Genomic DNA, 19,588 nt, shown 5'->3' on the forward strand with positions numbered 1-19,588 from the left:
CCCCCGCCGGCGGGCCTGGGGCGCGGGGGGGGTGGGGGGGGGCGGGGGGGGGCCCCCCGCCGCCCCCCGCCCCCCCCCCCCCGGCTTGTTTTTGCGATGCGCGGCTGGCAGTAGTTTCCGGGATTGACTTTCCGTCGGAGCCATCTGGCGGACCTTGCACTGTCCCGGAATCCCAAACATGCCCTTTTCGATCGCGACCTGGAACATCAATTCCGTCCGCCTGCGCATGCCGCTCGTCGAACGCCTGCTTGTCGAACAGGCACCGGACGTGCTCTGCCTGCAGGAAACCAAAGTTCCGGACGAACTGTTTCCCGAGAAGGCGTTTCGCAAGCTCGGCTATCAGCACATCGCCTTCCACGGCCAGAAGGGCTATCACGGCGTGGCGACGGTGGCGCGCCGGCCGATCGCGATTGTCGAAAAGCGCCGCTTCTGCGAGATCGAGGACTGCCGACATCTGTCGGTCACCGTGCGGGCCGGCGGCAAGGCGATCCTGCTGCACAATTTCTATGTTCCGGCCGGCGGCGACGAGCCCGACCCCGTTATCAACCGCAAGTTCAAGCACAAGCTGGATTTCGTCGCCGAAATGAACGCCATCCGCGCCGAGCACGACGAAGTGTCCGGCTCGATCCTGGTCGGTGACCTCAACATCGCGCCGCTCGAGCACGATGTCTGGTCGCACAAGCAGCTCCTGAAAGTGGTCAGCCATACGCCGGTCGAGACGGAAAATTTCGAGGCGATGCGGCTCGCCGGCGACTGGGTCGACCTGATGCGGCTCAACGTGCCTTACGAGCAGAAGCTCTACACCTGGTGGAGCTATCGCGCGCAGGATTGGCAAGCGTCGGATCGCGGCCGGCGGCTCGACCATGTCTGGTCGTCGCCGAACCTGGTGCCGAGCTTTGCCGGCTATGAGATCCTGCGGCCGGCGCGCGGCTGGCAACGGCCGTCGGACCATGTGCCTGTCATAGCGCGGTTCGACCTGGATTAGCCTCCACGGCTTCGTCATCCTCGGGCGGAGCGGGAGCGAAGCGAACCGCGCAGACCCGAGGATCCATGCCGTTCCTTTTGAGCGTCGCGACAGCGCAGAATCTCGCGATTTCGGCGGGACAGCGCCCCTCTGTCCTGCCGGACATCTCCCCCACAAGGGGGGAGATTGGCAGCTTCGCCATCTCACATCCTATCCCCGTTCAGTCGTCGAAACGCGGCGCCAGCTTCTCGATGCGGCGGATCATTGCCAGAAAATCCTCGGAGATGCGCTGGTGCAGGTGGACCGCGATATCGGGATATTCCTCCAGGATGCGGTGGAACATCTTGCGGCTGAGCCGCAGCACTTCCGAATCGATCTCGGCGGATGCGCTGGTCAGCCGGTTGGTGTCGGCGATCAGTGCCAGTTCGCTTAGCATCGTACCGGGGCCGGCCGTGCCTATCGGGACGCGGGCGCCATCCTGCTCGCGATACAGCACGATGCGCCCGCTGACCACGATATAGGCGCAATCGGCCTCGTCGTCCTCGCGGTAGAGCTTGTGGTCGGCCTGCAGCCTGGTGGTTTCCGCGCCAAAGGCGAGCAGACGCAGCTGTTCCTCCGTGAAGCTCTCGAAGAGCCTCACGGCGGACAGGATGCGGATGTCGTCATCCAACGCCATCTAGCTGTGTCCCCGAACGGCCAGTCCAATCCCTCCATTGGAGCGCCGAGCGTTCCTTTGGACGCGGCAAAGGACGCTCTAAACGCTTTGAAATCGACGCATCGGGCTTTCCAAAAAACGAATCGGGTTTTTGGGCCGTTGCGTCAGCGAGCTCGATCCAGAACCACCTCCAGTCTCAGGATCGTACCCGAAAGCGGCGCCTCCCCTAACCGCTGATTGAATGATTAAATGTTTAAGGAACCAGCTTGTAGCCACCACTTTCTGTCACAAGAATTTCTGCGTTGGAAGGATCGCGCTCGATCTTCTGGCGCAGTCGATAGACATGGGTTTCCAGCGTGTGCGTGGTGACGCCGGAATTGTAGCCCCACACTTCCTCAAGCAGCACGTCGCGCGTCACCACCTTCTGGTCGGCGCGATAGAGATACTTGATGATCGAGGCTTCCTTTTCGGTCAGCCGCACCTTGGCGCCGCGCTGGTCGATCAGAAGCTTCTGGCTAGGCTTGAAAGTGTAGGGGCCGACCGAAAAGGTGGCGTCTTCGCTCTGCTCATGCTGGCGAAGCTGGGCACGGATGCGGGCCAGGAGAACCGCGAAGCGGAACGGCTTGACCACATAGTCGTTGGCGCCGGCTTCGAGGCCGAGAATCGTGTCGGAATCGGTGTCGTGTCCCGTCAGCATGATGATAGGCGACTTGTAGCCGCCCTTGCGCAGTATCTTCACCGCCTCTCGGCCATCCATGTCGGGGAGGCCGACATCCATGATGAGCAGATCGATGATGCCGCCGCGGGCCGTGGCGATGCCTTTGGCGGCGGTTGATTCCTGCAGGACGTCGAATTCTTCATAGAGAGACAATTGCTCGACGAGCGTGCCGCGCAGGTCGTCATCGTCATCGACGATCAGAATGGTGCGTGAAGTCATGGATCAATCCGTTGTTTTGAAAAGAAAATTCAGTTGACCGCTGCCTGTTTATGCGGAAGCTGACCGGCACAACAGCCGATCACAATGATTTGTTCCGTGGCACGATCATACAAGAAAAAACGCGCGTGCAATGAGGCGAGCGCATTTTTGCGAAAAGGGCTTCGTGTTCTCACCGTGCGCGCCAGGCCCGGCCACCCCAGCCAGGGACTTCTGCAGGCTGGCAAACTGGTGTTTTCCTGTGCGCTGGGGCGCGGCGGCATATCGGCCGGCAAGCGCGAAGGCGATGGCGCCACGCCGCTTGGGTCGATGCGGATACTGTCGGGATATTTCCGTAACGATCATTTTCCCGGCGGCCGCAAAACCCGGCTGGCGATGGCGCCGATCGGTCGCGATCTTGGCTGGTGCGAAGTGCCTGAGGACCGCAACTACAACCGTCCGGTCAAGATTCCCTATGGCGCCAGCCACGAGCGGATGCTGCGCGCCGACCGCCTTTATGACGCCTGCCTGGTGCTCGACTGGAACATTGCGCCACGTCGCCGCGGACGCGGCAGCGCCATCTTCTTTCATTTGGCCCGCCCCGACTTCACACCGACGCAAGGCTGCGTCGCGGTGACAGCACGCACGATGGCCCGGCTGTTGCCGCTGCTGTCGGACCGCACGGTGATGAGGGTGGTGAGGTGAGGGAGTAGGGAGTAGGCAGTAGGCAGTAGGGCAGTAGGGCAGTAGGGCAGGAAGAAAGTGTCAGTAGGGTTGCGCAGGCGCGCCCACTTGCCTTTTTCTTTGCCTACTGCCTACTGCCTACTGCCTACTGCCTACTGCCCTATTCCTCTGCCAGCCGATGTCGAGCAGACCCAAGCGGCCGAGTTCCCGGTCCATCGCGCGCGCGACATCCTTGCGCTCGGCGCCGATGTCGCGCAATTGCCGGTCCGAAAGGTCGTCGACGTTCTCGGGCGGGAGGTTGACCGCCATTTTTGCATGGCGGAACCAATCAGACACCGCGCGCAGCCAGGCCGGGCGGATGGTTACAGGACTCAAGACGATGTGAGACATGGTGCAATCCGGCTTCTCCGGACATCAAGTCCGGTTTGATGCTTGTTCGATGGTCACATCATGACTGATTGAAATTAAAACGAGAAACGAGTAGTTTTCTCTGCATCTTCAAGTTTTGTTTGAGGATTGAAAATGCTCGACCGGCCTCTCCTCGTCCTATTCTGATGGCGCGCCTGCTGCCAGGAACCCGTGCACTGAGGACGCTGGAAGCAGCCGCCCGGCACCTCAATTTCACCCGCGCCGCGGACGAACTTGGCCTGACCCCGGCCGCGGTCAGCCACCAGATCAAGGAGATCGAGGATCAGCTCGGCATCGTGCTGTTCACGCGCACCAGCCGCACCATCCGGCTGACCGAGGCGGGCGCGGTGCTGTTCGAGGCCTCGACCGACGCGCTCGACCTGCTTGGCCGCGCCGTCTCACGGGCGCACAAGCTGGCGCGTGGAACGGCGTTGCTGAAAGTGACACTCGACGCCCAGTTCGCGACAAAATGGCTGATGCGACGCGTCGATGATTTTCGCAAGCAGCGACCGGGCATCGAGCTCCGCTTCGACATTGCCTCTGAATTGCGCGATTTCGACCTGGACGACGTCGATGTCGGCATCCGTTTCGGCGCGGGAAAATATCCCGGCCTTTGCACCCACCGGCTGTTCGACAACATCATCATCCCTGTGTGCAGCCCCAGCCTGCTGGCCTCCGGCCCGCCGCTGCGCGAGCCACGCGATCTCTTCCATCACACGCTCGCCCACATCGAGTGGGCGCGACAGGGCGTGACCTGGCCAAACTGGCGGATGTGGATGGCGGCGGCCGGCGTCGACGATTTCGACGACAGCCGGACGATCGTGTTCGGCACCTCGACCGACGCCGTTCAGGCCGCGCTCGACGGCAATGCCGTTGCGCTCGCCGATTTTGCCATGGTGGCGAGCGACCTTTCCGAGGGCCGGCTGATCCGGCCCTTCGAACTTGGCATCAAGGTTCCGCCCGACTTCGCCTACTTCCTGGTCTATCCCGTCGCATCCGCCAATGATCCCAGGATCGTGGCGTTCAGGGATTGGCTCCTCAACGAAGTTCACAACCCGCAGCCGGAGCCGACGCTTGGATGAGCTTCAGGTCGCCCTGAGTGATCAGCTGGCAGTCGTCGACCTATTTTCATGGCGGCAGCGTCAGCCCGCGACATCCGCCGCGCCGAACCAACCGATCACCGCGCCGATGATAAGCAGCACGCCGAGCCAGTGGCCGCAGTCGATGATGGTCAAGTCCCAGTCGAACCCTTGGTAGCGATGATTGACGGATAGCGTCGTGGCGACGAATCCGAACCAGAGAACGAAGCCGAAGACGAGCCCGGCAACGAGGCTCGGTTCGCCACCGGTCATCGCTGCGACGATCAGAGACATGACGAGCGCCATGACAATTTCCGCGACGAAGCTGATTACGAAGGGCAGCGGCGATTTACTCATGGTCGCCGGATCAAGCCTGGTGGCCTTTAGCCACTGCTTGCTCAGGCCCATGTACCAGGCAGCGCCGAACAACCACGCCACCACCGCGGGAACGATCACTGCCAGCCAGTTCACTGCTGAAAAATCCATGATTTCCTCCCCGGAAGCATGTCGCTCAAAAGCATGCCCCCGGGGCCCGAGCCGGGGGTGCCCAGCGGTTTTGGGACAACGGCATGTGTATTCTCAAAATCGAAGCGTGATGGAACGCCTGTTCGGCGATGCCGTCAAGAAAACCGCCAGACGGTGGTGCGTTTGACCAGCGCGTCTTCCAGCGCCCGGGTTACCGCCACCTCGTAGACGGCGAGCGGCTCCAGTCCAGCTTTCGGCAGATAGGAGCGGCCGGGATCGCCGACGAGGATGTCGGCTCCACGCGCCTTGAGCGTCGCGAACCATGGCTTCAGCCGGTCGGCGAAGGATTTGTCGTAGAAGACGTCACCGGCCAGGACCACATCCCAGCCCGCATCGGTTCCGATGCAGTCGGTGCCAAGAAACATTATCCCGACGCCATTGGCCTCGGCGTTGAGGCGGATCGCGGTCGCGCAGAACGGGTCGATGTCGGCGGCGATCACCTCTGCCGCGCCGGCCTTCACTGCCGCAATGGCGACAAGGCCGGAACCGGAGGCAAAGTCGAGCACGCGCTTGCCCTGCACATCAGACGGATTGTCGAGGATGTAGCGGGCAAGGCCCTGGCCGCCGGCCCAGGCGAAGGCCCAGAAAGGCGGCGGCAGACCGATTTCGGCCAGTTCGTCCTCTGTCCGCTGCCACAGATCATGCGCCTCGTCGGCCAGATGCAGCAGCATCTCCGGCACATGCGGCGGTGCCATCAGCGCCGTGTTGTCGAGGATGAAGTTTCTCGCGCTGTTTGGCGTCAGCGCCGTCACGGCGCCGGCGTTAGGTCGCCCATGCGGCAGACCTCTTTCCATTCGGCCGGCGTCACCGGCTGCACGGAAAGCCGTCCGAGTCGGACCAGCGCCATCTCGGCAAGCTTGGGGTTGGCCTTGACCTGCTCCAGCGTCACCGGCTTCGGCACATCCTTGACGGCGCGGATATCGACACATTCCCAGCGCGGATCGTCAGTAGTGGTGTCCTGATGGGCCAGCGCGCAGACCTCGACGATGCCGACCACGTCGAGCCCGTCGTTGGAATGGTAGAAGAAGCCGAGATCGCCGATCTGCATCGCCTTCATGTTGTTGCGCGCCGCATAGTTGCGCACGCCGTCCCATTGCGTGCCGGCCTTGCCCTTCGCCTTGAGGTCCTCGAAGGAGAAGACCGAGGGTTCGGATTTGAACAGCCAGTAGTTCATTTTTTTGCTCCTCCGCGGCTGGAGATCAGCTGCAGCGCCGCGCGTCTTTCAGACGCGCAAAGGACGCTGTAGCACTTTGATTTTGCGCATGATCCTTTCCGAAAATCGATTCCGATTTTCGGAGTCATGCACTCACTGGCTTGTTGAAGGTCCAATTCCATTGCCGGATTTCGACGCTTTCGAACAGCCCTGCCCTGGCAAAGGGGTCTGCCGCCGATAGCGCTTCTGCCGCCTCCAGATCGGGCGCCTCAACCACGACGAGGCTGCCGTTCGGCTTGCCGTCGGCATCGAGGAACGGACCGGCGAAGGCCAGCTTGTTATCGCCGTTCAGTCCCTCCAAAAAGGCAACATGCTCGGGCCGCGTATCGAGCCGCACCTGCAGGCTTCCAGGCTTGTCCTTGCAAATCAGCGCAAACAGCATCTTTCCATCTCCGGATTGTTCAACATTACACGTCGGTTTCGGTCTTCAGCGGCCTTGTCATCAGCGCCGACACAGCCTGGCGGATGGTGATCGTGCCGTCCAGTATGGCGGCGACGGCGGTGATGATCGGCGCGTCGATGTTGCGCTCGGTGACGATGCGGGCGGCGATCGCCGCCGTCGGCACCCCTTCGGCCAGTGGCAGCCCGGCAAGCGGCTTGCCTTGCCCCAGCGCCAGCCCGTAGGCGAAATTGCGCGACTGGGCGGACGAGCAGGTGAGCAACAGGTCGCCGAGACCGGAAAGTCCCATCAGCGTTTCCGGCCTCGCGCCGAAGGCGGCGCCGATGCGGCGCAATTCGACAAAGCCGCGCGTCACCATTGCGGCCTGGGCGCTGGCGCCGAGCTCGGCGCCGGTGACCGCACCGGCGGCAATGGCGAAGACGTTCTTCAGCGCGCCGCCGATCTCTACGCCGATGAGGTCGTCGCTCGAATAGCAGCGCAGATTCTGCGCCGAAAAGCGCGCGGCCAGGTCGGCCGCCAGACCCTCATTGCCGGCGGCGACCACCACGGCCGTCGGCAGCCCCCTGGCGACGTCAGTGGCGAAGCTCGGCCCGGACAAGGCGGCGACCGGATTTTTAGGCAGGATCTCTCCAGCGATCGCCGACAGCAATGCGCCGGTGTCGCGCTCGATGCCCTTGGCGCAGAGGACCAGCGGGACGTCCTTCGGCATATGGGCTTTCGCGGTGGCCAGCATGGCGCGCAGCGACTGCGCCGGCGCCACCGCCAGAACGCAGTCGGCGCCGTCGAGCGCAGCCTCGATGTTGCTCGTTGCCACGATGCCGGCCTGGAGCGCGATGCCCGGCAGATAGCGCGGATTTTCGCCACGGTCGATCGCGGCGACGGTCTCCGGGTCGCGCGCATAGAGGCGGACGAAATGACCGGCGCGCAGCATGGCCAGCGCCAGCGCCGTGCCCCAGGCACCGCCGCCGAGCACGGCAATGCGCCAGCCGCTTGGTACCTTGTGCCCGCTGCCGCTCACGCCTTGGCTCCGCGCCGGCCCGAGCCGACCATCGGAGCCGAGATGCTGTCCAGCGGCCAGCGCGAACGCGGCACGAAATCAGCGGTGTTTTCACCCGATATGCCGGCGCGCAGCCGCTCGATGCCGGCCCAGGCGATCATCGCCGCATTGTCGGTGCAAAGCTTGAGCGGCGGCGCGACGAAGGCAAATCCGGCCTTCTCGCACAGGGCTTCGAGTGTGGTCTTGATCGTCCGGTTGGCGGCAACACCGCCTGCAACGACGAGCGCAGGCTTCAGCTCGCTCGGAAACTCCTGGCGGAAACGGTTCAGCGCCCTCGAAACACGGTCATCCAGCGCATCCGCAACCGCCGCCTGGAAGGAGGCGCAGATGTCGGCGACGTCCTGGTCGCTCAAAGGGGCAATGGCCGTCGCTGCCTGGCGCAGGGCGGTCTTCAGCCCGGAAAAGGAAAAATCGGGCTGCGCCGAGCCCTTCATCGGCCGCGGGAAGGCGAAGCGCGCGGCGTCGCCGGTCGCCGCCGCCTTCTCGACATTCGGCCCGCCTGGATAGGGCAGGCCGAGCATCTTGGCCGTCTTGTCAAAAGCTTCGCCGAGCGCATCGTCGATGGTCGTCGCCCAGCGCTGGTAGTCGCCAACGCCACGCACCGCGACGATCTGCGTGTGGCCGCCGGACACCAGCAGCAACAGATAGGGAAAGTCGAGCCCGTCGGTCAGCCGCGCGGTCAGCGCATGGCCTTCGAGGTGGTTGATGGCAATCAGCGGCTTGTTCGCCGCGGCTGCAATCGCCTTGGCCGTCATCAGCCCGACGATCAGACCGCCGACGAGGCCGGGGCCGGCGGTCGCAGCGATCGCGTCGATATCGGCGAGATCGACGCCTGAATCGGCAAGCGCGGCCTCGATGATGCCGTCCAGCGCCTCGACATGGGCGCGCGCGGCGATTTCCGGGACGACGCCGCCGAAGGCGGCATGCTCTTCGATCTGGCTGAGCACGATACCGGACAGGATTTTCGGCGCGCCGCCGCCGTCCAGCGCTACGACGCTGGCGGCGGTCTCGTCACAACTCGTCTCAATGCCCAGAACGCGGATCAATTCGTTGCCATCCCTGGAGATTGTGCAACCAGGCTTTCCCCGTTAGGAGAAAGCCCAAGGTCTGTTGATATTCAGGTGATACCGGCCTGCAAATGGCGGGTTCCTGCGCTTCCGGTGCTCACGTACTCAAAGTACGCTCCGCTCCGGTTCTCGGAAACCACCATTTTCGGCTCGGCCTGACCTGAATCTCAACAGACCTCTATCTGCCGGTTATCACGGACAGCGCGCCATGCAAACAACCTTGAGAATCGGAACACGCGGCAGCCCGCTGGCGCTGGCGCAGGCGCATGAAACGCAGGCGCGGCTGATGGCCGCTCACGGCATGCCGGTTGAGGCATTCGAGGTGGTCGTCATCTCGACCAGCGGCGATCGCATCCAGGACCGGCCGCTGTCGGAATCCGGCGGCAAGGGGCTGTTCACCAAGGAAATCGAGGAGGCGCTGCTGGCGCGCCGCATCGACATCGCCGTGCATTCGTCGAAGGACATGCCGACGGTGTTGCCCGACGGGCTGGAACTGTCTGCCTTCCTGCCGCGCGAGGATGCCCGCGACGCCTTCGTCGGCAAGGCGGCCAAAACGATCGCCGGATTGCCGCACGGCGCGAAGGTCGGTTCGTCGTCGCTCCGGCGTCAGGCGCTGATCCGGCGGATGCGGCCGGATCTCGACGTGGTGATGTTCCGCGGCAATGTGCAGACGCGGCTGCGCAAGCTCGACGAGGGCGTCGCCGACGGCACCATCCTTGCCTATGCCGGGCTGAAGCGGCTCGGGCTCGAAGATGTCATCACCGACCTGATGCCGCTCGACAGCTTTCCGCCGGCGCCGGGGCAAGGCGCGATCTGCATCGAAAGCCGCATCGGCGATCTCGATGTGGAAAGGATGCTGACGGCAGTCCACGACGTGCCGACCGGGCAGGCGCTGGCCTGCGAACGGGCTTTCCTGGCGGCGCTCGACGGTTCCTGCCGCACGCCGATTGCCGGCCATGCGACAATATCGGCCGAAACGGTGTTCTTCGGCGGGCTGATCATCTCGCCGGACGGCGCGCAATCCCATGAGGTCAAGGCGGAAGGCCCGGCGCAGGATGCCGCGCGCATCGGCGACGAAGCTGCCAGGACCGTGCGGGCCAAGGCCGGCGAAAAATTCTTCGACGGCTGGGCCTGACATGCGTCGCGTCCTGGTGACGAGGCCGGAGCCGGGCGCCTCGCGCACGGCACAGCGGCTCGAGGACGTGGGTTTTAAGCCGATCCTGCTGCCGCTGACCGAAACGGTGGCGCTGCCGGTTGATCCGGACAGGGTCGCAGCCAATGCCGCGGCCGTTGCCGTCACCAGCGCCAATGCCGTGCGCCATGCGCCGAAAGAAATCAGCGCGGCGCTCGCCGGTTTGCCTTGCCATGCCGTCGGCAGACGGACAGCGCAGGCCGCCCGTGCGGCCGGGGTTCTGTCGGTCAGCGAAGGGCCGGGCGATGCCGAGGCGCTGGCGGATGCGCTGGCTGGCGATTACGCCGGACAAACCATCGTCTATTTGTGCGGGCGGGTGCGTTATTCGGGTTTCGAGCAGCGGCTGCAGTCGGCAGGCGTTCAGGTTCGCGCCGTCGAGACCTATGACACTGTCGCGCTGGATTATTCCGATGGGGCCGTTCTTGCGCGCTTGTCCGGCCTGCCCGTCGAGGCAGTGCTGCTCTATTCGGCCAAGGCCGCCACAGCGCTGCAGGCACTGGCTGGGCGGCCGGCGCTGCGTGAGCTGTTTAAAAAGACATGTTTTTTTGCGCTGTCCGGACGTATCGCCGCAGCCTTGGAGACTGTTGCCTCAGAAAAGCTCCGCGTTGCGCCGGAGCCCAGCGAGGAGGCGCTGCTGGAGCTTTTGCGGACGTCGCCTTGACCCCGTGTCATCACGCCGCCCCTTTTCACCGCTTGGTGATGTGCTAGACCCTTTCTGAACCATCCCGAAGCGAAATTTGCGGAGCCCAAGCATGGTCAAGACGCCGAAGATGCGGCATTCGAAAAGCCGTCGCGAGCCGGTGACCATCGAGCTCGAGCCCGGCGCTGTCTCGCGTGTTGCCGACGAGGATGCCGCCAACGGGCGGACCGACGAGGCGAAGGCGGAGGAGGCGGCAAGCGCGTCGCAGCCAGAAGCGCCTGAAGAACCCGTCCATGCCGACCAGACCGACATCGAGCCGTGGGAACATGCCGAAGCGGCCCCGCCGGCCGGCTCGGAACAGCCGGCAGAGGGCGACGCCAAAGGTCCCGAAGGCCCCAAACCGACTTATCCGGCCGGCTTGGAGGCATCGGCGAAGCGGGGCTTCGACTACAGTTTCGACGACGCATCGGCCAAGGACGCTTCGGCCAAGGCGGGCGCCGCGGACGCGGCGAAGGAAACCCAGACAGGGACTGAAGATATGGCAGCACAGCCGAAGCGTGGCGGCATCAACGGCATCGCCGCCGGCATTATCGGCGGCGTCATCGCGCTGGCTGCCGCCGGAGGGCTGCAGTATGCCGGCCTGCTCGGCGCGCCAGGGGCTGGCGATTTGTCCTCGGGCGGCGTGTCGCTCGATGGCGTCAATAGCGAAATCGCTGCGCTGAAGAGCGAGATTGCCGGACTCAAGGAAACAGCCGGCAACAATGACGCCACGGCCAAGGTGGACGGGCTGTCGTCAGCGCTGGATCAGGTCAAGACGGATGTCGCGGCGCTGAAATCGGCCATCGAGCAGGGCGGAGCAGGCGACACAGCCGGGCTTGCAGCCCTCGGCGACAAGGTCAGGCAGATCGAGACGGCTGTTGCGGCGCTTGGCCAGACCGGCAACACGGCGCCGGTCGATCTCGGACCGCTCAACGAAAAGCTGGCCGGGCTCGACGCGGCGGTGAAATCCGCCGGCGAGACGGCGAAGGCACAGGACGGCCGGCTTGCGGCGCTGGAACAGTCGGTGTCGCAGCTTTCCGACAAGGTCGAGGCACAGGCCGGGCAGCCCAAGGTTGCGCTCGCCATCGCCGCATCGGCGCTGAAGGCAGCACTCGACCGTGGCGCGCCATTCGCCGCCGAACTCGAAACCTTTACGGCGATTTCGCCGGATGCTCCAGAGATCGCAGCCTTGCGTGCCTACGCCGAAAAGGGCGTTCCGACCCGGTCGGAGATCGCAACCGAAATGCCTGCCGCCGCCAATGCCATGGTCGCTGCCTCCGAGCCCGTCGACCAGAATGCCGGCTTCCTGCAAAGCCTGCTGTCGAGCGCGCAATCGCTGGTCAGGGTCAGGCCGATTGGTGCCGTCGAAGGCGCTGGCGCACCGGAAGCCGTCGCCCGCATGGAGGTAGCGGTCAATCAGGGCGATTACGCCAAGGCGCTCAGCGAATACGATACGCTGCCCGAGGCGGTGAAGGCTGCCGGCGCCGAATTTGCCGGCAAACTGAAGGCGCGAATCGAGGTCGAGAAGCAGGTCGACGCGTTGATCGCCAGTGCGATGAAGGCGTGAGGGAAACCCGATGATTCGCATTCTGCTTTTCCTAGTCGTGGTTTTCGCGCTCGGGCTGGGTTTCGCCTGGCTGGCCGACCGGCCGGGCGAGATGGTCGTCACCTTCAGCGGCTACCAATACCAGGTCAGCCTGATGGTGGCGGCGGTGGCGGTCGTTGCCGTGGTTGCCGCGGTGATGATCGCCTGGTGGCTGCTCAAGGCGCTGTGGAACAGCCCCTATACCATCTCGCGCTATTTCCGCGTGCGCCGTCGCGATCGTGGCTATCAGGCGCTGTCGACGGGCATGATTGCCGCCGGCGCCGGTGACGGGGCGCTCGCCCGCAAGAAGACCAAGGAAGCGGCAAAGCTGATCCGCTCCGACCAGGAGCCGCTGATCCAATTGCTGGAGGCGCAAGCCTCGCTGCTCGAAGGCGACCATGAGGGTGCCCGCGAAAAGTTCGAGACCATGCTCGACGATCCCGAAATGCGGCTGCTCGGCCTGCGCGGGCTTTATCTCGAGGCCGAACGCCTCGGCGACCGCAACGCGGCGCGGCACTACGCCGGCCGCGCCGCGGCGATGGCGCCGCAGTTAGCCTGGGCCGCCGAATCGACGCTGGAAGACCTGACCGGGCGCGGCGACTGGGACGGCGCGCTGAAACTGGTCGAGGCGCAGAAATCGACGCGGCAGATCGAGCGCGATGCCGCCAACCGGCGTCGCGCCGTGCTGCTCACCGCTAAGGCGCAGGGGCTGATCGACAGCGATCCCAATGCCGCCAAAACCGCTGCTCTGGAGGCCAACCGGCTGCGGCCGGATTTCGCGCCGGCGGCGGTGAACGCAGCCAAACTGCTGTTCAGACAGAATGACGTGCGCAAGGGCGCGAAGATCCTCGAAACGGCGTGGAAAGCCGAGCCGCATCCAGAGATCGCCGAGCTTTACACCCACGCCCGGCCAGGCGATGCCGTGCTCGACCGGCTGAACCGGGCGAAGAAGCTGCAGGAGATGAAGAAGAACCACGCCGAATCGTCGCTGGCGGTGGCGCGCGCCGCGCTCGACGCGCAGGACTTTTCAACCGCCCGCAAAGAGGCCGAGGCGGCTATCCGCATGGATCGCCGCGAAGGCGCCTATCTGCTTCTGGCCGACATCGAGGAGGCCGAGACCGGCGATCAGGGCAAGGTGCGGCAGCTTTTGTCCAAGGCAGTGCGTGCACCGCGCGATCCGGCCTGGGTCGCCGACGGCGTCGTTTCCGAACGCTGGGCGCCGGTGTCGCCGATCACCGGCAAGCTCGACGCCTTCGAGTGGCGTGCGCCGATGGAGCGGCTCGGCCAGCTCATCGACAGTGACGAGGATGCGCCGGCCGCCGCGGTGCCGACAATTGCGGCGCCAACGAAGCCGGCAAAGGAAAATGTGATCGAGCTGAACCCCGCTGGTTCGGCCGAAAGGCCGACCGCCGCGGCGGCATCGGAAACTGGCGAAGACGATGTTGCGCCGGTCACCGCCACGGCGTCTGCCGCAGTGCCGCCGGATGGCGACGCTGCCGAACCGGCGGAGGAAATGGCTCGGCTGCCCGACGATCCCGGCGTCGATCCGGACAACGAAGAGCAAAAATCACCACGCAGGTTTCGATTGTTTTGATTTGGCTGAGCTTGAAAAGTTTGGCTGAGCTTGAAAGTTTTGGCGGATGGGAAGTAGGAACCACATGTTCGAACGCGTTCTGTCGTTTCTGAAGGACCTGCCGGGAGACGGCCGCGCCCGCAACAACGCCGATGATCCGCGCGTTGCCGCATCCGCCCTTCTCTACCATGTGATGAGTGCCGACGGCGTGCGCCAGGATGCCGAATGGGAGCGGTTCAAGGCGGTGCTGGCGGAAAGCTATTCGATCAGCGGCGACGAGCTCGACGCGCTTGCCGCTGCCGGCGAGCGGGCCGACAATGAGGCGATCGACCTCTACGCCTTCACCAGCGTTTTGAAGCGTCAGCTCGATCCGGACGCGCGAAAAGCCTTCATCGGCCTGATGTGGGAAATCGTCTATGCCGATGGCGAATTGCACGAGCTCGAGGACAATATCGTCTGGCGCGTCGCCGAGCTGATGGATGTCGAACGCCAAGACCGCGTCGAGGCACGCCGCAAGGCGGCCGCCGAAGTGCCGGGCGCGGCTGGAACATCGAGCGACGAATAGACGGGATTCCCCATGCCATCCACGCCGAGGCCGAGACCAAAAATCCTGATCGTGCTGCATCAGGAGAGTTCGAGCCCCGGGCGCGTCGGCCACATGCTTATCGAAGAAGGCTTCGACCTCGATCTCCGCTGCCCGCCGCTCGGCGACGCCTTGCCGGAAACACTGGACGGTCATGCCGGAACCGTGGTGTTCGGCGGGCCGATGAGCGCCAATGACGAGGACGATTTCGTCCGCCGTGAGACCGATTGGCTGAAAGTTCCGCTCCGGGAGAACCGGCCCTTGCTCGGCATCTGCCTCGGCGCGCAGATGCTGGTCAACCATCTTGGCGGCAAGGTCGAGGGTCATGGCGAGGGGCTGGTCGAGATCGGCTGGTATCCGCTGACAGCGACCGAGGACGGCAAGAAGCTGATGCGCTGGCCCGAGATGGTCTATCAGTTTCACCGCGAGGGCTTTTCGCTGCCGAAGGACGCGACGCTGCTGGCGACGGCCGAAACCTATCCAAACCAGGCCTTTCGTTATGGCGACAATGCCTGGGGCATCCAGTTCCATGGCGAATTGACAAGGGCGATGATGCAGCGCTGGGTCGTTCGCGGCGCGCATCGCTTCGAGTTGCCCGGCGCGCAGCCCGGTCGCGATCATCTCGGCGGCCGGCTGATCTGGGACATGCATCTCAAGCGCTGGCTCGGCGAATTCCTGCAGACGATCTTCGGCAAGCCGGCGCTGTCCTGATCTGATCAAGTTTTGCCCGGATCAGTGCGCCCTGGGATCAGTTTCGCCCGTTGAGGTGGCGCACCTTGCGCAACTGCGGGAACAGCACCGCCCACAGCCCGGCGACAACGACTGCGCCGACGCCGCCGATCACCACCGCGGGCACGGTGCCGATCAATGCCGCCATGGTGCCGGCGCGGAATTCGCCGAGCTCGTTGGAGGCGCCGACGAAAACCTGATTGACGGCGTTGACGCGGCCGCGAACCTTGTCCGGCGTCCACAGCTGGATCAGCGTCTCTCTGATATAGACGCTGAACATGTCGGCGGCGCCGAGCAAGGCGAGCGCTGCGATCGACAGCCAGGTGATGGTGGATAGGCCGAACAGCACCGTGAAGGCGCCGAACAGCGCGACGAAGCCGAGCATGACCACGCCGGCATGGTTGCGGATCGGGTGTCCGGCAAGCCAGATGGCAACGCAGATGGCGCCGATGCCCGGCGCCGAACGCAACAGTCCCAGGCCCCAAGGGCCGAGTTCGAGGATGTCGCGCGCATAGACCGGCAGCAGCGCCGTGGCGCCGGACAAAAGCACGGCGAACAAATCGAGCGAAATGGCGCCGAGCACGATCTTCTCGCTCCAGATATAGCCGAAGCCGGCAAACAGGGTCTGCATCGTCGGCCGGTCGGTCTCGCTGCGCTGGGCAGGCTTGGGGATGGTGAAGACCAGCACCGCGGCGACAAACATCAGAACGGCAGCGGTGCCGTATGCCGCTTGCGCCGAGAGCCCGTAGAGCAGGCCGCCGGCGACCGGTCCGACGATGGTCGCCGTCTGCCAGGCGGACGAATTCCAGGCGATCGCGTTGCCGAAATCCTCCGGCGGCACGAGGTTGGCGAACAGCGACGCCGCGGCCGGTCCGAAGAAGGCGCGCGCGATGCCGAACATGGCGAGCACGCCGAAGATCAATCCCGGTCCGCTAAGACCGCGCAGCGTCAGCAGCAGCAGGGCCAGCGCGCAGATCGCCTCCAGCAGCACCATCAGCGCCATGATCAGGCGGCGGCCGAAACGGTCAGCGACCACCCCGGTGATCAGCACCAGCAGCAGCGAAGGCAGGAACTGGACAATGCCGACAAGGCCGAGATCGAACGGATCGCGGGTCAGGTCGTAGACCTGCCAGCCGACGGCGACGGACACGATCTGGGTGGCGAATGTGGCGAGGAAGCGTGCCGCCCAATAGCTCAGGAAGGGTTTGTGCCGGAAGGCGGCATAGCGCCGGTCGGGCGGTGCGTGAGGTTCGGGTGTCATGAAACAGGCCCCGTGGCAAGGAAGTCGGCCGGCGGGGCACTTCCACGAGGGCGCTGGTCCGACCACAGCGCTTTTAACGCAGTTCGGTGCGAGGCGCGCGCAAAAATCGGCTCTGGATCAAGGATTTCCGGCTACCATGCTAATTGCACAGCTCGGCGGAGGTGGAAGGGTTATTAGGCGCGCAGGTCGAGTTCTCCCCGCGCGCCCCTCTTGTCCTGCCGGACATCTCCCCCTCAAGGGGGGAGATTACGTCGCGGCGGCTTTCGCCAATCTCGAGCGTCAAGGGCGGCTTCGAGCGCGTCAGACCGTGGCCTTTGGCTTCCTGGTCTTCTTGACCGGCGCCGGCGGGGCGGCCTTGCGGCCAAGGCCGATCGCCTTCGCCAACTGCGAGCGCGAGGCTGCATAGGTCGGGGCGACCATCGGATAGTCAGCCGGCAAGCCCCATTTGGCGCGGTAGGCATCCGGCGTCAGTCCGAAATGAACGCCGATATGGCGCTTCAGGGATTTGAACTTCTTGCCGTCTTCGAGGCAGATGATGTAATCCGGCGTCACCGATTTCTTGGGATTGACCGCCGGGATCAGCGGTGCTGCGACCGGAACGGCGGGCTGGCCGAGCCCACCTATCGACGCGCTGACGCTGGCGATGAGATCGCCGAGGCCGGAAGCGGGCAAGCGGTTCTTCTCGACGTAAGCGGACACGATGTGAGCGGTCAGCTCGAGAAGGTCGATGTCCTTGCGGGCTTTGTTGCTGTCGTCGGTCAATCTATTTTCTCCGTTAGTGGGGTCGCAGAATTCCTAGTCGGCAAATCTGCATAACGCAATGACGCCGCACCACGCTACACATTATTTTGAATAACAATACTAACGGCCGGGCCAGATCAACAGGTTTGGCCTCGAACCGCTATAATATCAGACAATCAGGGATTTGTCGCGCCACAGTCGAAATCCCCCTTCGAAGGCGCGTGTGTTGTCGCCACGCTCGCAACCGGCAGGCAATTCGTCGAGTTTGTCGACATTGCCGCCGCCGATGATCACATAGTCAGGCTGAAGGGCGGCGCGCAGCCGCTCGACGACGTCGAAAACGTGTTTGCGCCATTTCTTCTTGCCGCGCTTTTCAAGGCCGCGTTCGCCGACATAGTCCTCGAAGCTGCTGCCCTTCTTGTAGGGAAGATGCGCGAGCTCCATCGGCTGGGCGACGTTGTCGAGGATCATCGCAGCACCGAGTCCGGTTCCGAGACCCAGGAACAGCATGCGCCCGCCTTCATAGCTGCCGACGGCTTGCATCAGCGCGTCGTTGACCAGCTTCACCGGCTTGCCGAACTGCGTTGCGAAGTCAAATCCGACCCAACCCTTGCCGAGATTGGCGGGGTCGGCCAGTGGCCTGTTGTGGTGCACCGGGCCGGGATAACCGATCGACACGACATCGTAGGGCAAGCCATCGGCGAGCGTCTGCACGACGGCGATCATTTGCTGCGGCGTCAGGCAGGGCCCGGAATCGGCTCTGCGCTCCTCGCCGCCGGCGCTGGTGAGTATCTTCACATGGGAGCCGCCGATATCGATCGCAAGCACGATCTTTTCGCTGTCCGGTGCTTGCTTTTTCGCCGCCTTGGCCATTGCGTCGCTTTCGAGTTCATTTCGCCGGGTTGATCCAGCCGTTCGGCGGTCCGAACCCGGCCATCGCCTCGGCGGGACCCCATGCTCCCGGCTCATAGAGGTGTGGCGGCGTGGTATCGCCGAGCACCGGGCCGACGATCCGCCAGGCAAGCTCGCTGGCATCCTGGCGAGTGAACAACTGGCCGTTGCCGTTGATGGCGTCGCCGATCAGCCGCTCATAGGGCGGCATGTCGCCCTTGCTGTCGTCGAGCGCGGTGAGTTCGACCTGCTCGCCGATCATGTCGTCACCAGCGGCCTTGCGCTGGGCGCCGATCGAGATCGCCACCTGCGGGTCGATGCGGAAACGGACGTGATTCGCATCTCCGGGTTTGATCGGGTCGAAGACGTCAAGCGGCGGCCGCTTCAAACGCACGATGACCTCGGTGGCGTGCACCGGCATGCATTTGCCGGCGCGGATGAAGAAGGGCACGTCGCGCCAGCGCCAGGTGTCGACGAAGAAACGCACCGCCGCGAAGGTCTCGACCGGCGAATTCGGCGCGACGCCCGGCTCGCTGAGATAGCCTTTGAACTGGCCGCGCACGACATCGTCACTGGTCAGCGTCCGGATCGCCCGCAGCACCTGCACCTTCTCGTCGATCAGATCGTCGGCCGAGCGGCCAACGGGTGGCTCCATGGCCAGCAGCAGCAGGATGTTGAGCAGATGGTTCTCGATGACGTCGCGGATGCAGCCGACCTCGTCGTAGAAGCGGCCGCGGCCTTCGACGCCGAAATCCTCGGCCATGGTGATCTGCACGCTCTCGACGAAATTGCGGTTCCAGATCGGCTCGAGAAAGGAATTGGCGAAGCGGAAATAGAGCAGATTCTGGATCGCCTCCTTGCCGAGATAATGGTCGATGCGAAAGATCGACTGCTCGTCGAACACCAGATGCAGGACCCGGTTCAGCCAGCGCGCCGATTGCAGATCGTGACCGAACGGCTTTTCCACCATCAGGCGCGCGCCCTGGGCCGCGCCCGACTGTTCCAGGCCCTGGATGACCGTCTCGAACATGGTCGGCGGCACCGCCAGATAGTGCAGCGGGTGCTGTGCGGTTCCGAGCGCGCTTTTCAGCTTCTCGAAGGTCGCGGCGCTGCGGTAGTCGCCGCTGACATAGCGAAGCAGCGAAGCAAGTTTCGCAAAGATCTTTTCGTCGACCTTGCCAATGGCCTTGGCGATGCCGTCGCGGGCCCGCGCTTGCAACTGCTTCAGGTCCCAGGCGTCGAAAGCGACGCCGATCACCGGTTCGGTGAGCGTTCCCTTGGCGACCATGGCATAAAGTGCCGGGAAGATTTTTTTGTGGGCGAGGTCGCCGGTCGCCCCGAAAAGCACCAGCGTGTCGGACCGTTCCTGGTTCATGAGCGTGTCTTCCC

Annotated in this window: 22 protein-coding genes; 9 read left to right on the plus strand and 13 right to left on the minus strand. The window is 64.3% G+C overall.

All coding sequences use genetic code 11. The features are described 5' to 3' along the window. Positions 1–178: 178 nt before the first annotated feature. Positions 179–985: an exodeoxyribonuclease III gene (locus AC0L3H_RS13820; RefSeq protein WP_027155918.1), complete on the plus strand. Its 807-nt coding sequence runs from the start codon at positions 179–181 to the stop codon at positions 983–985. 199 nt (positions 986–1,184) lie between these two features. On the opposite strand, the gene AC0L3H_RS13825 is transcribed toward AC0L3H_RS13820, so the two are convergent. Beyond that, positions 1,185–1,640: a cyclic nucleotide-binding domain-containing protein gene (locus tag AC0L3H_RS13825; protein ID WP_023800566.1), complete on the minus strand. Its 456-nt coding sequence runs from the start codon at positions 1,638–1,640 to the stop codon at positions 1,185–1,187. A gap of 232 nt (positions 1,641–1,872) precedes the next feature. Further along, positions 1,873–2,556 carry a response regulator transcription factor gene (locus AC0L3H_RS13830; RefSeq protein ID WP_027155919.1) on the minus strand — a complete coding sequence of 228 codons (684 nt, stop codon included), beginning with the start codon at positions 2,554–2,556 and terminating at the stop codon, positions 1,873–1,875. Positions 2,557–2,640: 84 nt separating this feature from the next. Here AC0L3H_RS13830 and AC0L3H_RS13835 point away from each other — a divergent pair, with 84 nt between their 5' ends. Next, complete coding sequence (locus tag AC0L3H_RS13835) at positions 2,641–3,237, plus strand: L,D-transpeptidase family protein (protein WP_027155920.1); 597 nt, start codon at positions 2,641–2,643, stop codon at positions 3,235–3,237. A gap of 117 nt (positions 3,238–3,354) precedes the next feature. Here the strand turns inward: AC0L3H_RS13835 and AC0L3H_RS13840 are convergent, their stop codons facing one another. Continuing rightward, entirely contained in the window at positions 3,355–3,606 is a 252-nt protein-coding gene (locus tag AC0L3H_RS13840; protein WP_473585822.1) for a hypothetical protein, read from the minus strand. Positions 3,607–3,770: 164 nt separating this feature from the next. On the opposite strand from AC0L3H_RS13840, the gene gcvA reads away from it, so the two are divergent. Continuing rightward, entirely contained in the window at positions 3,771–4,706 is a 936-nt protein-coding gene (gcvA, locus tag AC0L3H_RS13845) for a transcriptional regulator GcvA (protein ID WP_287218903.1), read from the plus strand. A gap of 60 nt (positions 4,707–4,766) precedes the next feature. Here the strand turns inward: gcvA and AC0L3H_RS13850 are convergent, their stop codons facing one another. The 6 genes from AC0L3H_RS13850 to tsaD form a co-directional block, all read right to left on the minus strand. Beyond that, complete coding sequence (locus tag AC0L3H_RS13850) at positions 4,767–5,189, minus strand: DUF1761 domain-containing protein (RefSeq protein ID WP_473492581.1); 423 nt, start codon at positions 5,187–5,189, stop codon at positions 4,767–4,769. A gap of 134 nt (positions 5,190–5,323) precedes the next feature. Next, a complete protein-coding gene (locus tag AC0L3H_RS13855; RefSeq protein WP_287059049.1) occupies positions 5,324–5,923 on the minus strand; it encodes a class I SAM-dependent methyltransferase in 600 nt (199 codons plus the stop codon). Between the two features lie 53 nt (positions 5,924–5,976). After that, a complete protein-coding gene (locus AC0L3H_RS13860) occupies positions 5,977–6,402 on the minus strand; it encodes an EVE domain-containing protein (protein ID WP_027154811.1) in 426 nt (141 codons plus the stop codon). A gap of 124 nt (positions 6,403–6,526) precedes the next feature. Further along, positions 6,527–6,823, minus strand: coding sequence for a YciI-like protein (locus AC0L3H_RS13865; RefSeq protein ID WP_128168672.1), 297 nt, complete (start codon positions 6,821–6,823; stop codon positions 6,527–6,529). Between the two features lie 25 nt (positions 6,824–6,848). After that, positions 6,849–7,859: an NAD(P)H-dependent glycerol-3-phosphate dehydrogenase gene (locus tag AC0L3H_RS13870; protein ID WP_473585823.1), complete on the minus strand. Its 1,011-nt coding sequence runs from the start codon at positions 7,857–7,859 to the stop codon at positions 6,849–6,851. Beyond that, positions 7,856–8,941, minus strand: coding sequence for a tRNA (adenosine(37)-N6)-threonylcarbamoyltransferase complex transferase subunit TsaD (gene tsaD / locus AC0L3H_RS13875; RefSeq protein ID WP_473585884.1), 1,086 nt, complete (start codon positions 8,939–8,941; stop codon positions 7,856–7,858). Before tsaD ends, AC0L3H_RS13870 begins: the two co-directional genes overlap by 4 nt. Before the next feature lie 232 nt (positions 8,942–9,173). On the opposite strand from tsaD, the gene hemC reads away from it, so the two are divergent. The 6 genes from hemC (at position 9,174) to AC0L3H_RS13905 (ending at position 15,288) form a co-directional block, all read left to right on the plus strand. Then, the gene (hemC, locus tag AC0L3H_RS13880; protein ID WP_473585824.1) at positions 9,174–10,100 is read left to right on the plus strand and encodes a hydroxymethylbilane synthase; all 927 of its coding nucleotides are present in this window, start codon (positions 9,174–9,176) and stop codon (positions 10,098–10,100) included. A 1-nt stretch (position 10,101) separates the two neighbouring features. Next, a complete protein-coding gene (locus tag AC0L3H_RS13885) occupies positions 10,102–10,818 on the plus strand; it encodes a uroporphyrinogen-III synthase (RefSeq protein WP_473585825.1) in 717 nt (238 codons plus the stop codon). Between the two features lie 91 nt (positions 10,819–10,909). Further along, on the plus strand, positions 10,910–12,403 hold the full coding sequence (locus AC0L3H_RS13890; protein WP_473585826.1) for a COG4223 family protein: 1,494 nt from the start codon (positions 10,910–10,912) through the stop codon (positions 12,401–12,403). A 10-nt stretch (positions 12,404–12,413) separates the two neighbouring features. Next, complete coding sequence (locus AC0L3H_RS13895; RefSeq protein WP_473585827.1) at positions 12,414–14,015, plus strand: heme biosynthesis HemY N-terminal domain-containing protein; 1,602 nt, start codon at positions 12,414–12,416, stop codon at positions 14,013–14,015. A gap of 64 nt (positions 14,016–14,079) precedes the next feature. Continuing rightward, positions 14,080–14,559, plus strand: coding sequence for a tellurite resistance TerB family protein (locus AC0L3H_RS13900; RefSeq protein ID WP_287218885.1), 480 nt, complete (start codon positions 14,080–14,082; stop codon positions 14,557–14,559). A gap of 12 nt (positions 14,560–14,571) precedes the next feature. Then, complete coding sequence (locus AC0L3H_RS13905; protein WP_287218882.1) at positions 14,572–15,288, plus strand: glutamine amidotransferase; 717 nt, start codon at positions 14,572–14,574, stop codon at positions 15,286–15,288. A 37-nt stretch (positions 15,289–15,325) separates the two neighbouring features. Here the strand turns inward: AC0L3H_RS13905 and AC0L3H_RS13910 are convergent, their stop codons facing one another. The 4 genes from AC0L3H_RS13910 to zwf form a co-directional block, all read right to left on the minus strand. After that, the gene (locus AC0L3H_RS13910) at positions 15,326–16,567 is read right to left on the minus strand and encodes an MFS transporter (RefSeq protein ID WP_091592269.1); all 1,242 of its coding nucleotides are present in this window, start codon (positions 16,565–16,567) and stop codon (positions 15,326–15,328) included. Positions 16,568–16,867: 300 nt separating this feature from the next. Further along, complete coding sequence (locus tag AC0L3H_RS13915) at positions 16,868–17,329, minus strand: Ros/MucR family transcriptional regulator (RefSeq protein ID WP_023800548.1); 462 nt, start codon at positions 17,327–17,329, stop codon at positions 16,868–16,870. Positions 17,330–17,476: 147 nt separating this feature from the next. After that, complete coding sequence (locus AC0L3H_RS13920; protein ID WP_473585828.1) at positions 17,477–18,181, minus strand: ROK family protein; 705 nt, start codon at positions 18,179–18,181, stop codon at positions 17,477–17,479. Between the two features lie 16 nt (positions 18,182–18,197). Next, entirely contained in the window at positions 18,198–19,574 is a 1,377-nt protein-coding gene (zwf, locus tag AC0L3H_RS13925; protein ID WP_473585829.1) for a glucose-6-phosphate dehydrogenase, read from the minus strand. Between the last annotated feature and the right edge of the window lie 14 nt (positions 19,575–19,588).

It is taken from the genome of Mesorhizobium sp. WSM4816 (genome assembly GCF_055811535.1).

What these genes read in the sequence shown, in the direction of transcription:
- AC0L3H_RS13850 (WP_473492581.1), bottom strand. Translation starts at nt 5,189, where the DNA reads ATGGATTTTTCAGCAGTGAACTGGCTGGCAGTGATCGTTCCCGCGGTG.
- AC0L3H_RS13860 (WP_027154811.1), bottom strand. Translation starts at nt 6,402, where the DNA reads ATGAACTACTGGCTGTTCAAATCCGAACCCTCGGTCTTCTCCTTCGAG.
- AC0L3H_RS13820 (WP_027155918.1), top strand. Translation starts at nt 179, where the DNA reads ATGCCCTTTTCGATCGCGACCTGGAACATCAATTCCGTCCGCCTGCGC.
- gcvA (WP_287218903.1), top strand. Translation starts at nt 3,771, where the DNA reads ATGGCGCGCCTGCTGCCAGGAACCCGTGCACTGAGGACGCTGGAAGCA.
- AC0L3H_RS13835 (WP_027155920.1), top strand. Translation starts at nt 2,641, where the DNA reads ATGATTTGTTCCGTGGCACGATCATACAAGAAAAAACGCGCGTGCAAT.
- AC0L3H_RS13830 (WP_027155919.1), bottom strand. Translation starts at nt 2,556, where the DNA reads ATGACTTCACGCACCATTCTGATCGTCGATGACGATGACGACCTGCGC.
- AC0L3H_RS13890 (WP_473585826.1), top strand. Translation starts at nt 10,910, where the DNA reads ATGGTCAAGACGCCGAAGATGCGGCATTCGAAAAGCCGTCGCGAGCCG.
- AC0L3H_RS13885 (WP_473585825.1), top strand. Translation starts at nt 10,102, where the DNA reads ATGCGTCGCGTCCTGGTGACGAGGCCGGAGCCGGGCGCCTCGCGCACG.
- AC0L3H_RS13900 (WP_287218885.1), top strand. Translation starts at nt 14,080, where the DNA reads ATGTTCGAACGCGTTCTGTCGTTTCTGAAGGACCTGCCGGGAGACGGC.
- AC0L3H_RS13825 (WP_023800566.1), bottom strand. Translation starts at nt 1,640, where the DNA reads ATGGCGTTGGATGACGACATCCGCATCCTGTCCGCCGTGAGGCTCTTC.
- AC0L3H_RS13865 (WP_128168672.1), bottom strand. Translation starts at nt 6,823, where the DNA reads ATGCTGTTTGCGCTGATTTGCAAGGACAAGCCTGGAAGCCTGCAGGTG.
- hemC (WP_473585824.1), top strand. Translation starts at nt 9,174, where the DNA reads ATGCAAACAACCTTGAGAATCGGAACACGCGGCAGCCCGCTGGCGCTG.
- AC0L3H_RS13920 (WP_473585828.1), bottom strand. Translation starts at nt 18,181, where the DNA reads ATGGCCAAGGCGGCGAAAAAGCAAGCACCGGACAGCGAAAAGATCGTG.
- AC0L3H_RS13855 (WP_287059049.1), bottom strand. Translation starts at nt 5,923, where the DNA reads ATGGCACCGCCGCATGTGCCGGAGATGCTGCTGCATCTGGCCGACGAG.
- AC0L3H_RS13910 (WP_091592269.1), bottom strand. Translation starts at nt 16,567, where the DNA reads ATGACACCCGAACCTCACGCACCGCCCGACCGGCGCTATGCCGCCTTC.
- zwf (WP_473585829.1), bottom strand. Translation starts at nt 19,574, where the DNA reads ATGAACCAGGAACGGTCCGACACGCTGGTGCTTTTCGGGGCGACCGGC.
- AC0L3H_RS13840 (WP_473585822.1), bottom strand. Translation starts at nt 3,606, where the DNA reads ATGTCTCACATCGTCTTGAGTCCTGTAACCATCCGCCCGGCCTGGCTG.
- AC0L3H_RS13905 (WP_287218882.1), top strand. Translation starts at nt 14,572, where the DNA reads ATGCCATCCACGCCGAGGCCGAGACCAAAAATCCTGATCGTGCTGCAT.
- AC0L3H_RS13895 (WP_473585827.1), top strand. Translation starts at nt 12,414, where the DNA reads ATGATTCGCATTCTGCTTTTCCTAGTCGTGGTTTTCGCGCTCGGGCTG.